Genomic DNA, 12,903 nt, shown 5'->3' with positions numbered 1-12,903 from the left:
GGGTTGAAGGTTTCCCGCAACCCGGGCCCGGCCGGAGGCGTTCGTGTCCAGGTTGGACACGGGCTGTCGGCCGGTCTGTCGCGGTCTTCCGGCCCTGTCCGGGGGGCGGCCGGCCGCTGCTGTACTCGGGGCATGGTCGTCAAGCTGCGTGGGTTGGTGCGGCGGTGGCCGGTGGCGTCGTTCTTCGCCCTGGCGTACCTGCTGTCGTGGGGTTGGTGGGTGCCGATCGCGGTCGCCGGGGGCGTGGTGCGGGGCGGCGATCCGTGGCCCACGCACATGCCCGGCCTGCTCGGGCCGCTGCTGGCGGCGGTGACCGTCACCGCGCTGACCGGTGGTCGCGCGGCGGTGGCCGGGTACGTCGGCCGGCTGTGGCGCTGGCGCGGCGGCTGGCGCACGGCGGCGCTGGCGGCCAGCCCGCTGGCGATGCTGGCCGCCGGGCTGATCGTCGCCGCCCTGGCCGGTCAGCCGGTCCCACCCTGGCGGGACCTGTTCGTGGTCAGCGGGTTGCCGTCGGCGGCGCTGCCGATGCTCCTGGGCCTGGTCGTGCTCAACGGCCTGGGGGAGGAGGGCGGGTGGCGTGGCTTCGCCCAGGAGCGGCTCCAGGCCCGCCACGGGCCGGTCCGGGCGGCGCTGCTCACCGCCGTCGGGTGGGCGGTCTGGCACGCGCCGCTGTTCGTCATCCTGGCCACCTTCCGCGGCTTCCGCCCCGCCGTGCTGCCCGGCTTCTTCCTCGGAATGCTCGCCGGCGCGGTGGTGCTGGCGTACGTGTACAACGCCGCGGGCGGCGGCATCGCCGCCGCTGCCTGCTGGCACGTGGCCTACAACCTGTCCTCGGCGTCGGCCGCCGCGTCGGGAACCGTCGCCGCCGTCTCCACCACCGTCGTCATGCTCTGGGCGGTGCTGCTGCTGATCGCGGCCTGGCGCGCCGCCCACCGTGGCGCACCCTCGCCGCTGCTCGCCGGCCGGCGCCACGTCGAAGCCGAAGCACCAACCCTAGCATCCTAGGACGCGCTAGGGGGCGTGGCGTGCCACGCCGAACCCGAAAACCCATGGGCCCCGGCATATGCCGGGGCCCATGGGTCGAGCGGGTGTCGATCAGTCGTCGCGGTGCTCGTGCCACCACTGCTGGCCGGCGGCGGGCAGGGTGTCGATCGGGTCGTAGTAGGCGTAGCGCTTGTTGAGCGCCTCCAGGTCGGCCGACTCGATCGAGGTGCGGTAGTTCTTCGTCCAGTAGGAGATGCCGCGCTCGCGGTCGTAGTCGGTGAGCATGTGCACCCACCGCTTGCCGACGAACGGCACGTCGCAGACGATCCGCGGGGTGGCGTAGCCGGGCAGGTAGCCCATGATGTCGTGCTGGAGCTGCTGGGCGTGCCACACGGGGACCCGCCAGTGCTCGGCGTTGGGGATCATGTCGCACATGTAGAAGTAGTAGGGCAGGATGCCCGCTTCGCCCTGGAGTGCGAAACAGAGGTCGAGCAGGTCGGGGGCGGTGGCGTTGACGCCGCGCATGAGCACGCCCTGGTTGCGCACGTCGCGTACGCCGACGTCGAGGGCGGTCTGGGCGGCCTTCGCGACCAGCGGGGTGATCGACTGGGCGTGGTTGACGTGGGTGTGGATGGCCAGGTTGACGCCGCGGCGGGCGGCGGTGCGGGCGACCCGCTCCAGGCCCTCGACGACGTCGGGCTGCAGCCAGTGCTGGGGCAGGCCCATGAGGGCCTTGGTGGCGAGCCGGACGTCGCGGATGGTTTCGATCTCCAGCAGCCGCATCAGGTACGACTCGAGGTTGCGCCACGGCACGTTGGCCACGTCACCGCCGGAGACGACGACGTCGCGTACGCCGGGGTGGGCCTTGAGGTAGGTGATGTGGGCGTCGTACCGGTCGACGGGCTTGAGGGTGAGCTTGAGCTTGTCGACGGCGGGGGTGGAGTTGCCGACGAGGTCCATCCGGGTGCAGTGCCCGCAGTACTGGGGGCAGGTGGAGAGCAGTTCGGCGAGGACCTTCGTCGGGTAGCGGTGGGTGAGGCCCTCGGCGACCCACATGTCGTGCTCGTGGAGGGAGTCGCGGCTGGCGTACGGGTGGGAGGGCCAGTCGGTGCGCCGGTCGGAGGCGACGGGGATCATGTAGCGCCGGATGGGGTCGGCGAGGAGCGCGGCGGTGGTCAGGGGCGCGTGCGGCACCATGGTGTTGATCATTTGGGGTGGCACGAGCATGGACATGGTGGCCAGGGCCTGCTGGTCGGCCTCCAGGTCGGCGTAGAAGGACTCGTCGACGGTGTCGCCGAGGACGGCGTGCAGCTGCTTGATGTTCTTGACGCAGTTGACGCGCTGCCACTGGGCGCTTTCCCACTGGTCTCGGGTGACGTGGCGCCAGCCGGGGAAGCGGGTCCAGTCGGGTTCGACCAGGGGGCTGCGGCGGTATTCGTAGGGCTGTCCGGCGGTCGGTGCGGCGACCGGGGCGTGACGGGGCGCAGGGATGGTCTCAGCCGGTTGGGTCTGGGTCACGGCCCCTCCTCGGTGCGTGGTGCGGATGATCGGCGGCCCGTAGGCTACTGGAAAATATCCGGCGAAGAAATTAGTCTGCCGTAAGTTTTCCCGCGATGCGAGTCCCGGGCGGGGCTTCGGGCGGTTGGACAGGGGGAGGTCGGCGTGACGTCACCGGTGGGTCTGCACCGCGTTGTCGAACCGGCGGGGGTGCTGCCGCAGGCGGCGTGGCGGTTGGACGCCAGCGCGCGGATCGCGCCGAACGAGGTGCGGATCCGGGTGGAGCGGTTGAACCTGGACGCGGCGAGTTTCCGGCAGTTGTGGCAGAAGCACGGCGGGGACGGGGAGAAGGTCCGCGCCGAGGTGCTGGAGATCGTCGCGACGCGGGGGAAGATGCAGAACCCGGTGACGGGGTCGGGCGGGATGCTGATCGGCACCGTGGAGGAGGCGGGTCGGCGGTCGCCGCTGGGGTTGCGGGTGGGTGATCGGGTGGCGACGTTGGTGTCGCTGACGCTGACCCCGTTGGCGATCACCGACGGGTTGGCGCGCTGGGACGGGCGCAGCGAGCAGGTGCCCTGTGACGGGTACGCGATCCTGTTCGCGCGGTCGATCGCGGCGGTGTTGCCGGCGGATCTGCATCCGGAGTTGTCGCTCGCGGTGTTGGACGTGTGTGGGGCGCCGGCGTTGACGGCGCGGGTGGTGGCCGATCAGGTGGCGCGGCGGGAGCGGGCGGGTGATGCCCGGCCGGTGTCTGTGGCGGTGATCGGTGGGGCGGGCAAGAGCGGGTCGTTGTCGTTGGCTGCGGCGCGGCGGGCGGGTGCGGCTCGTACGGTCGGGGTGGTGCCGGTGGTGGCGGAGCGTGACGCGTTGGTGGCGGCGGGTCTGGCGTCGGAGGTGGTGTTGGCCGATGCGCGGGATCCGGTGGGGTTGTCGACGGCGGTGACGTCGGCGTTGGGGGTGCCGGCGGACGTGACGGTGGTGTGTGTGGATGTGCCGGGTTGTGAGCACGGGGCGGTGTTGGCCACGGCGGACGGCGGGACGGTGATCTTTTTCTCGATGGCGACGAGTTTCGCGGCGGCGGCGTTGGGGGCGGAGGGGTTGGCGGCGGACGTGACGATGCTGGTGGGCAACGGGTACGTGCCGGGGCACGCGGAGTTGGCGTTGGGGTTGTTGCGGTCGGAGCCTGGGGTGCGTGGCCTGTTCGAGGCCCGGTTGGCGGCAGACTGACGTCATGACTAGTCCCTCGATCTTGTACCGCGGTGGAGTGCTGCATTGTCCGGCGGATCCGCGTGCGACGGCGTTGTTGGTGCGTGACGGGCGGATCGTCTGGTTGGGGGTGGACGCGGAGGCGCCGTCGGCGGACCGGGTGGTGGATCTGGCGGGGGCGTTGGTGACGCCGGCGTTCGTGGATGCGCATGTGCATGCGACGGACACGGGGTTGGCGTTGTCGGGGCTGGACCTGTCGGGGGTGCGGTCGGCGGGGCAGTTGTTGGACGCGGTGTCGGTGTTCGCGGCGGGGTTGCCGGGTGACGCGGTGGTGTTGGGGCACGGGTGGGACGAGTCGGGTTGGGATGACGTGGCGTTGCCGGATGCGGCGGCGGTGGGTCGGGCGGCGGGTGGGCGGCGGGTGTATCTGTCGCAGGCGTCGATTCATTCGGCGTTGGTGTCGGAGGCGCTGCTGGCGGCGTGCCCCGAAGTGGTGTCGGCGGCCGGGTTCGACGCGTCGGGGTGGTTGCGGCGGGACGCGCACCATGTGGTGCGGGCGGCGGCGTTCGGGTCGGTGACGCGGGCGCAGCGGGTAGCGGCGCAGCGGCGGGCGTTGGCGCATGCGGCGTCGTTGGGTGTCGCCGCGGTGCACGAGTGCGGTGGTCCGGAGATCTCCGACGAGGAGGACTTCACGGGGTTGCTGGGGATGTCCGGGCGGGGTGTGCCGGAGGTGTACGGGTACTGGGGTGAGCTGTTGGGTGCGGCGCGGGCGCGGGAGTTGGGTGCGGTGGGGGCGGGTGGGGATCTGTTCGCCGATGGTGCGTTGGGGTCGCGGACGGCGCACGTGTCGGCGGCGTACCTGGATGGGGAGCCGGGGGCGTGTGGGCACGGGTACGTGTCGGCGGAGCAGGTGCGTGATCACGTGTTGGATTGTGTGGCGCACGGGGTGCAGGGCGGGTTTCACGCGATCGGTGATGCGGCGATCGGGACGGTGTTGGCGGGGTTCGCGGGGGCGGCGGAGCGGGTGGGGGTGGAGCGGTTGCGGGCGGGGCGGCATCGGGTGGAGCACGCGGAGTTGATGAGCCGGCGGTTGATCGCGGGTTTTGTGGAGTTCGGGATCGTGGCGTCGATGCAGCCGGCGTTCGACCGGTTGTGGGGTGGTGCGGGTCGGATGTATGAGGCGCGGTTGGGGTTGTCGCGGTCGTTGGAGTCGAATCCGATGGGTGCGATGCATTCGGTGGGGGTGGCGTTGGCTTTCGGGTCTGATTCGCCGGTGACGCCGTTGGATCCGTGGGGTTCGGTGCGGGCGGCGGCGGCGCATCACAATCCGGTGCAGCGGATGAGTGTGCGGGCGGCGTTCGCGGCGCATACGCGGGGTGGGTGGCGGGCGGTGCATCTGGACAACGAGGGTGTGTTGGCGTTGGGGGCGCCGGCGACGTTCGCGGTGTGGGACTCCCCGGCGGGGGTGGATCGGGGGTTGCCGGTGTTGCAGGCCGAGGATCCGGAGTTGCGGGGTGCGGGTGATCCGACGCCGTTGCCGGTGTGTCGGGCGACGGTGTTGCGGGGTGACGTGATCTACGAGGAAGGCGTGTCGTGACGGGCAAGCTTGGGTTGGATCCGGCGCTGGTGGGGCGGGCGCGGGAGTTGGCGCGTCGGGCCGGGCAGCCGGTGGTGGATTTGGCGCGTAGCCACACGACGGTGTCGGTGGAGCGGGCGGTGTTGCGGCTTGCGGGGGTGTCCGGTGCTGATCCGGACGGGATTCCGTGGGTGAACCGGCTGGTCGACGCGGTGGTCGCCGATGTGGGGTTGGGGCATGGGGTGGCGGTGCCGGTGTTCGACGCGCTGGCGCGGGAGGGCGTGTCGGATGTGACGTTGTTGGCGCAGAAGGCGGCGGCCGGGTCGGTGCGGTTCGCTGTGCCGTCGGGGCGGGCGGCGACGGCGGCGCGTCGGGCGGCGCGTCGGGCGGTGGCGGCGGGGGTCCGGCGGATCGATCGGCGGCGGGCGGAGCGGGATCGTCTGGTGAGGCGGTTCGGGGATCCGGCGCAGCGGCCGTGGATCTATCTGATCGTGGCGACGGGTGACATCTACGAGGACATTCCGCAGGCGCAGGCGGCGGCGCGGGCGGGTGCGGACGTGATCGCGGTGATCCGGTCGACGGGGCAGTCGCTGTTGGACTATGTGCCGGAGGGGGCGACGCGGGAGGGGTTCGCGGGGACGTACGCGACGCAGGAGAACTTCCGGTTGATGCGGGCGGCGTTGGATTCTTCGTCGCGGGAGTTGGGTCGGTATGTGCGGTTGACGAACTACGCGTCGGGTCTGTGCATGCCGGAGATGGCGACGCTCGCGGGCCTGGAGCGGCTGGACATGATGCTCAACGATTCGATGTACGGGATTCTGTTCCGGGACATCAATCCGATCCGGACGTTCGTGGATCAGCGGTTCTCGCGGCAGGTGCACGCGCGGGCGGGGATCGTCATCAACACGGGTGAGGACAACTACCTGACCACTGCGGATGCGGTGGACGAGGCGCACACGGTGACGGTGTCGCAGTTGTTGAACGAGTTCTTCGCGCACGAGGCGGGGCTGGCGGACTGGCAGTTGGGGTTGGGGCACGCGTTCGAGATCAACCCGGATGTGCCGGAGTCGTTGCGTCTGGAGTTGGCGCACGCGTTGTTGGCGCGGGAGTTGTTTCCGGATGCGCCGTTGAAGTGGATGCCGCCGACGAAGCACATGACGGGGGACGTGTTCCGGGGGAATCTGCTCGACGGGTTCTTCAACCTGGTGGGTGCGATGACGGGGCAGGGGATTCTGCTGGTCGGGATGATGACGGAGGCGGTGGTGACGCCGTGGTTGTCGGATCGGGACATCGCGTTGCAGAACGTGCGGTACGTGCTGGGTGCGGCGGGCGGGTTGCACGAGGATTTCGTGCCGGCGTCGGGTGGGTTCATCCAGCAGCGTGCGCGCCGGGTGTTGGGTGAGGCGGTGGATCTGTTGGAGCGGATCGGGGACCAGTCGTTGTTGACGGCGATCGCGGAGGGCACGTTCGGGATCATGAAGCGGCCGGCGGATCGGGGGAAGGGTCTCGACGGGGTGGCGCGGCACGAGGGCGACTACTACAACCCGGCCACGGAGATCCTGGAGCAGCCGGCATGAATGAGCGCACCGAGCGGAGCGAGGGCATGCCGGGCCAGCGCGGCGTGAGCGGGAAGACGGTGGTGCGGCCGTACGGGGACACGACGGGTGACGGCATGGTGCAGGTGTCGTTCACGTTGCCGGTGCCGCACGACAAGCGGGCCGAGGGCGCGGCGGTGCAGTTGGCGAACAAGATGGGCCTGGATCCGGCGATGCTGGTGCATGCCCGGCAGATGGGTGACGGGTTCACGTTCTTCGTGGTGTATGGGCGGGTGAACCATCTGGTGGACTTGGCGAAGGTGCAGGTGGTGGAGCGTGACTATCCGCTGTTGTCGGCCAAGGAGGTCAACGCGGTGGTGAAGCGGCGGCTGCGGCGGAAGCTGTCGGTGGTGGGGGCGTGCATCGGCACGGACGCGCACACGGTGGGCATCGACGCGATCCTCAACGTGAAGGGAATCGCCGGGGAGAAGGGTCTGGAGTACTACCGGGAGTTGAAGGTGACGAACCTGGGTGCGCAGGTGAGTGTGCCGGAGCTGGTGGAGGCGGCGCGGCGGGAACGCGCTGACGCGGTGCTGGTGTCGCAGGTGGTGACGCAGCGGGATGCGCACCTGCACAACACGAGGGAGATGTCGGCGGCGTTCCGGGAGGCGATGCCGGCCGGGAGGCGGCCGTTGTTGATCGTCGGTGGGCCGCGGTTCGACGAGTCGATGACCGGCGAGTTGGGCGTGGATCGGATCTTCGGCCGGGGCACGACTCCGGGTGAGGTGGCCAGTTATCTCGTTCATGCTCTGATCACGTCGAGGAAGGCGAGTGTCGCATGAGTGATCCCCGGGTTGGTCTGACCGTCGTGCACCGCCGGTATGTGCCGTATTCGCATGCGCATTATGCGGGGAACCTGGTCGACGGGGCGTACGCGTTGGGGTTGTTCGGTGATGTGGCGACGGAGGTGTGTATCCGTACGGACGGGGACGAGGGGTTGTTCGCGTCGTATGCGGAGGTGCAGTTCCGGGCGCCGTTGCGGGCGGGTGACGTGGTGGAGGCGGTGGCGACGGTGACGCGGGTGGGCACGCGGAGCCGCACGATCGACTTCGAGGCGCGGGTGGTGTGTCGGGGCCGCCCGGATCGGGGTGAGTCGGCGGCGGAGGTGTTGGCGGAGCCGATCGTGGCGGTGACGGCGACGGGCACGGTGGTCGTGCCGCCGGTGGCGTGAGCACTGCGGTCTGCGTCGACGTCGGTTCGACGTACACGAAGGCGGTGGTGGTCGACCTGGATGTTGGTCGGCTGGTGGGTGCGGGGGCGTCGCCGACGACGGTGGGTTCGGACGTGGTGCGGGGGTTGGACGCGGCGGTGGGTGCGGCGACGGCGGCGGCCGGTGTGGGTGACGTGCCGTGGTACGTGTGTTCGTCGGCCGGTGGCGGGTTGCGCCTGGCGGTGGTGGGCTACGAGGCGTTGGTGACGGCGCAGGCGGGTCGGCGGGTGGGCCTGTCGGCGGGGGCTGACGTGGTGCATGTGGCCGCGGGCCGGTTGGGGGCGGCGCAGGTGTCGGCGTTGCGGGCGGCGCGTCCGGACGTGGTGTTGCTGGTGGGTGGCACCGACGGTGGTGACGCGGCGGTGTTGACGCACAACGCGACGCGGTTGGCGCGGGCGCGGTGGCGGGTGCCGGTGGTGTTGGCGGGCAACGTCGACGTGCGCGAGGAGTTGCGGGCGGTGTTGGCGGGGGCGGGGGTGCCGGTGACGGTGGCCGGCAATGTGCTGCCGCGTATCGGGGTGTTGGAGCCGGGGTCGGCGCGGGCGGCGATCCGGGAGGTGTTCCTGCGGCATGTGATCGGTGGGAAGCGCTTGTCGCGGGGGCCCCGGTTCGGGCGGTTGGTGCGGGCGGCGACGCCGGATGCGGTGTTGACGGGGGTGGAGGTCCTCGCGGACGCCGTGGGTGGTGATCTGGTGGTGGTGGACGTGGGTGGTGCGACGACGGATGTGTATTCGGTGTTGACGCCGGACGAGCGGGCGGCGGGGCCGGGGCGGGAGGTCGCCGGGTCGTTGTGGCGGGCCCGCACGGTGGAGGGGGATCTGGGGGTGCGGTGGAGCGCGCCGGGGGTGGTGCGGGCGGCGGTGCAGGAGCGGCTGGTCGACGCGGTGGAGGAGGGGGCGTTGGCGGTGGCGGCGGGGGTGCGGGCGGCGGATCCGGGGTTCGTGGCGGCGGATGAGGCGGGGTGGGTGGTGGATGCGCGGATCGCGGCGTTGGCGGCGACGGTGGCGGTGCGTCGGCATGCGCGGGGCGGGGCGACGGGGGAGCGTGGGGGGCGGGATCTGCGGGACGTGCGGTTGCTGGTCGGGTCGGGGGGTGTGTTGCGTCACGTGCCGGCGGGGGCGGGTGCGGGGGTGTTGGGGGCGGTGTTGTCGGATCACGCGGGTGGGTGGGCGGTGCCGCGGGCGGCGCGGGCGGTGGTGGACGTCGAGTACGTGCTGGCGGCGGCGGGGTTGTTGGCGGCGGATCATCCGGTGGCGGCGGGGGCGTTGGTGCGTCGGTATCTCGCCGTGGATTGAGACTCGCCGACGCGACACGCCGTGGCGGGTGGGGCGACTGGCCGGGGCGGGTTGACAGGGGCCGGGGGGTGGCACGTACCGTCTTTGAGTCCTACTACGGGAAGCGGCTGTTGTTCGCTTCGTCCCTTCGTCCGCTGGCCGAGTGACCTTCGGGTTACGGCGGCCAGGTCCAGCGGGCGGGGGTCGGCGGGGCGGCGCGAACCGGCCGCGGTTACCGGTGTACGGGCAGGGTGAGGTGCGCGGCCAGTAGACAACGGCCAGGCGGGGGCAGCCAGTTTCCCGTCGGGTCGGTCCGAAGGTCGTGGTGCCTGATCCTCGCCCCACCGGCCGGGAAGGGCCTGGGAGCATCGGGGTGCGGCGTATGCCGCGCCCCGATTTCCGTTTCGCAGGTGGCGTCTGTCGCCGGCTTGTCGGGGTGGGGCGGGTAGCCTTCGGCGGTGTGATCGCAGGTGAGATGCCGGTGACGGCTGTCGCGCAGGACCCGTCGTATGCGCCCGTGGTGCGCCCGGGGGCGGGGCCGCTGCCGTTGCGGGTGGCCGTGCCGGTGGCGGTGGCCGCCGGGCTGGTGCTGTTGGTGGCGTTCCCCCCGTACGACTGGTGGGTGGGTGCCCCGGTGGGGGTGGCGTTGCTGGCGGCGGCGACGCACCGGCGTCGGGTGCGGGCCGGGGCGGGGTTGGGTTTCCTGGCGGGGTTGGCGTTGTTCGCGCCGCTGCTGGAGTGGACGAACCTGCACACGGGGATGCTGCCGTGGGTGTTGTTGTCGTTGTCGCAGGCGGCGGTGGTGGCGCTGCTGGGTGCCGCGTCGGCGTGGGTGTCGCCGGTGGTGGACCGGTGGCGGTGGGCGTGGCCGCTGGTGTGCGGGGTGTTGTGGGTGGGGCAGGAGGCGCTGCGGTCGCGGGCCCCGTTCGGGGGGTTCCCGTGGGGCCGGTTGGCGTTCAGCCAGGGTGATGCGCCGACGCTGCGGTTGGCGGCGTGGGGTGGGGCGCCGCTGGTGACGTTCGCGGTGGCCGCGGCGGGCGGTCTGCTGGTGGCGGCGCTGTGGCGGCCGTGGCGGGCTGGGGGTGCGCGGGTGCGGTGGGCGGCGGTGGGGCCGGCGGTCGCGGCGGTGGCGGTGCTGTCGGTGGGGTGGCTGGTGCCGGTGGGTGTGGCCGGTGGTGGGGCCACGGTGGAGGTGGCGGTGGTGCAGGGCAACGTGCCGCGGCTGGGGTTGGACTTCAACGCCCAGCGGCAGGCGGTGCTGAACAATCATGTGCAGGCGACGTTGGACCTGGCGGCGCAGGTGGCGGCCGGGCAGCGCCGGCAGCCGGACCTGGTGGTGTGGCCGGAGAACGCCAGCGACATCGACCCGTTGCGCAGCGCGGCGGCCGGTGAGCGTATCGGCGTGGCGGCGGCGGCGGTGCGGGCGCCGATCCTGGTGGGTGCGGTGCTGGTGGGGCCGGGGCCGGGGCAGAGCCAGAACGCGGGGATCCTGTGGCGGCCGGGGGCCGGGCCTGACCTGGAGCAGATGTACACGAAGCGGCATCCGGTGCCGTTTGCCGAGTACGTGCCGTTGCGGGACGTGGCGCGGATGATCAGCAAGGAGGTCGACCGGGTCCGCAGCGACATGGTGGCCGGTGACCGGCCGGGGGTCGTGGACGCGGGTGCGGTGACGGTGGGTGACGTGATCTGTTTCGAGGTGGCCTACGACGGGCTGGTGCGGGACACGGTCACCGGCGGGGCGCAGGTGCTGGTGGTGCAGACGAACAACGCGACGTTCGACGTGGCGGAGGCGCGCCAGCAGTTGGCGATGGTGCGGTTGCGGGCGGTGGAGCACGGCCGTGCGTCGTTGATGGCGTCGACGGTGGGGGTGTCCGGGTTCGTCGGCGCCGACGGGCGGGTATCCGACGCCACCGGGTTCAACACCCGGGCCGTGGTGTCGCGGCAGTTGCGCCTCGGGGACGGGCGCACCCTGGCCACCCGGGTCGGGGTGTGGCCGGAGGCGGCGTTGGTCGCGGTGGCGGTGGCCGTGATGGCCGGTGCGGCGGTGCTGCGCCGGCGGCGTTCGAGCGCCGGACGGTCCCGGGTGACGGCGGGGTGACGGACGCGCGCCGGCGGTGCCGGCGCGCGGGGCGGGGGGAACGGTGGGTGCAGCGGTGGGCGTGCGAGCGCGGGCGGGCCGGGCGCCGCTGCGGCGGGTGCTGGTGGTCATCCCCACCTACAACGAGGCCGACAACGTGACGTCGATCGTGGCGCGGGTGCGGGCCGCCGCGCCCGAGGTGGACGTGTTGGTCGCCGACGACGCCAGCCCCGACGGCACGGGGGTCCTCGCGGATGCCCTGGCGGCCTGCGACGGGCGGGTGCACGTACTGCACCGGGCCGGTAAGGAGGGGCTCGGCGCGGCGTATCTGGCGGGGTTCGCGTGGGCGCGGGAACGCGGCTACGACGCGGTGGTGGAGATGGACGCCGACGGTTCCCACGCGCCGGAGGACCTGCCGAGGTTGTTGGCCGCGGCCGCCGACGCGGACGTGGTGATCGGGTCGCGGTGGTGCCAGGGCGCACGGGTGGTGGGGTGGCCGCTGCGGCGGCTGCTGCTGTCGCGGTGCGGGAACCTGTATGCGCGGATGGCGTTGGGGATGCCGGTGACGGACGCGACGGGCGGATACCGGGTGTACCGGTTGGCGGTGTTGGACGCGGTGGATCTGGGGTCGGTGTGTTCGCAGGGGTATTCGTTCCAGGTGGAGTTGTCGCGGCTGGCGCACCGGGCGGGGGCGCGGATCGTGGAGGTGCCGATCACGTTCGCGGAGCGTCAGCGGGGGGCGAGCAAGATGAGCGGGTTGATCGTGGCGGAGGCGTTGTGGCGGGTCAGTGTGTGGGCGGTGCAGGATCGGCGGACGGCGTGGCGGCGGGGTCTGCACGGCACCGGTGACGGTCAGGTGCGGTGGCCGTGAGCGGCGGCGTGTCATGCTTGCTGCGGCAGGTGGTGGGACGCGACGCAGGCGATGGGGTGAGATGCGCCGAGGACTGAGGTTCGTGCCGGTGGCCGCGCTGGCGGCCGTGGTGGCGGAGCTGGCGGTGTTCGTGGGTGTCGGCCGGGCGGTCGGGTTCGGTTCGGCGGTGCTGCTGGTGTTCGCGGCGTCGCTGCTGGGGTTGGTGTTGTTGCGCCGGGAGGGCATGCGGGCGTGGCGGGGGTTTCGGGCTGCGGCGCAGGCGGGCGCGCCGCCGGGCCCGCAGGTCACCGACGGGCTGGTGGGGTTGCTGGGGGCGTTGCTGCTGGCGGTGCCGGGCCTGGTTTCCGGTGTGGTGGGGCTGCTGCTGCTGGTGCCGCCGGTGCGGCGGCTGGCGGGTGCGGGGGTGCGGCGGGCCACGGAGCGGCGGGTGTCGTCGATGGTGGCCGGTGACCTGTTCGGGCCGCGTCGGGTGCGGGTGCGTCGTGGCGACGCGGCGCCGTCCGCGCAGCCGGAACCGCAGGAGGCGGCGCCGACGGTGGTCGACGGTGGTCGGGCCATCGAGGGCGAGATCGTCGAACGGTAGAGCGGCCACGCGAAACGCCCCCGCAAGGGT

Annotated in this window: 11 protein-coding genes; 10 read left to right on the top strand and 1 reads right to left on the bottom strand. The window is 72.2% G+C overall.

Translation table 11 applies throughout. The annotated features are described in order from the left end of the window. Positions 1-132: 132 nt before the first annotated feature. Positions 133-1,005 carry a CPBP family intramembrane glutamic endopeptidase gene (locus tag GA0070558_RS26145; RefSeq protein ID WP_091284479.1) on the top strand — a complete coding sequence of 291 codons (873 nt, stop codon included), beginning with the start codon at positions 133-135 and terminating at the stop codon, positions 1,003-1,005. A 90-nt stretch (positions 1,006-1,095) separates the two neighbouring features. Here GA0070558_RS26145 and GA0070558_RS26140 read toward each other — a convergent pair whose 3' ends face one another. Then, a complete protein-coding gene (locus GA0070558_RS26140; RefSeq protein ID WP_077940356.1) occupies positions 1,096-2,502 on the bottom strand; it encodes a KamA family radical SAM protein in 1,407 nt (468 codons plus the stop codon). 144 nt (positions 2,503-2,646) lie between these two features. Here GA0070558_RS26140 and kdd point away from each other — a divergent pair, with 144 nt between their 5' ends. From kdd to GA0070558_RS26095, 9 genes are all read left to right on the top strand, one after another. Further along, positions 2,647-3,708, top strand: a complete 1,062-nt coding sequence (kdd, locus tag GA0070558_RS26135; protein WP_091284477.1) for an L-erythro-3,5-diaminohexanoate dehydrogenase — start codon at positions 2,647-2,649, stop codon at positions 3,706-3,708. A gap of 4 nt (positions 3,709-3,712) precedes the next feature. Beyond that, positions 3,713-5,284 (top strand): amidohydrolase, encoded by a 1,572-nt coding sequence (locus GA0070558_RS26130; RefSeq protein WP_091284563.1) that lies wholly within the window; start codon positions 3,713-3,715, stop codon positions 5,282-5,284. Then, positions 5,281-6,840, top strand: a complete 1,560-nt coding sequence (kamD, locus tag GA0070558_RS26125) for a lysine 5,6-aminomutase subunit alpha (RefSeq protein WP_091284476.1) — start codon at positions 5,281-5,283, stop codon at positions 6,838-6,840. Before GA0070558_RS26130 ends, kamD begins: the two co-directional genes overlap by 4 nt. Positions 6,841-6,866: 26 nt before the next feature. Next, the gene (gene kamE / locus GA0070558_RS26120; protein WP_091284561.1) at positions 6,867-7,640 is read left to right on the top strand and encodes a lysine 5,6-aminomutase subunit beta; all 774 of its coding nucleotides are present in this window, start codon (positions 6,867-6,869) and stop codon (positions 7,638-7,640) included. Then, positions 7,637-8,029, top strand: coding sequence for a 3-aminobutyryl-CoA ammonia lyase (kal, locus tag GA0070558_RS26115; protein WP_077940353.1), 393 nt, complete (start codon positions 7,637-7,639; stop codon positions 8,027-8,029). The genes kamE and kal overlap by 4 nt, the downstream gene beginning before the upstream one ends. Beyond that, positions 8,026-9,363 (top strand): glutamate mutase L, encoded by a 1,338-nt coding sequence (locus tag GA0070558_RS26110; RefSeq protein WP_091284474.1) that lies wholly within the window; start codon positions 8,026-8,028, stop codon positions 9,361-9,363. Before kal ends, GA0070558_RS26110 begins: the two co-directional genes overlap by 4 nt. Positions 9,364-9,817: 454 nt before the next feature. After that, positions 9,818-11,440, top strand: a complete 1,623-nt coding sequence (gene lnt, locus GA0070558_RS26105; RefSeq protein WP_091284472.1) for an apolipoprotein N-acyltransferase — start codon at positions 9,818-9,820, stop codon at positions 11,438-11,440. A gap of 55 nt (positions 11,441-11,495) precedes the next feature. After that, on the top strand, positions 11,496-12,290 hold the full coding sequence (locus tag GA0070558_RS26100; protein WP_439709636.1) for a polyprenol monophosphomannose synthase: 795 nt from the start codon (positions 11,496-11,498) through the stop codon (positions 12,288-12,290). Positions 12,291-12,351: 61 nt separating this feature from the next. Next, entirely contained in the window at positions 12,352-12,873 is a 522-nt protein-coding gene (locus tag GA0070558_RS26095; protein WP_091284471.1) for an FxsA family protein, read from the top strand. The last annotated feature ends 30 nt before the right edge of the window (positions 12,874-12,903 follow it).

Source organism: Micromonospora haikouensis, assembly GCF_900091595.1.
Classification (GTDB): Bacteria; Actinomycetota; Actinomycetes; order Mycobacteriales; family Micromonosporaceae; genus Micromonospora; species Micromonospora haikouensis.
The sequence above is the reverse complement of the archived record's forward strand: the minus strand, read 5'-3'. Positions and strand labels throughout refer to the sequence as shown.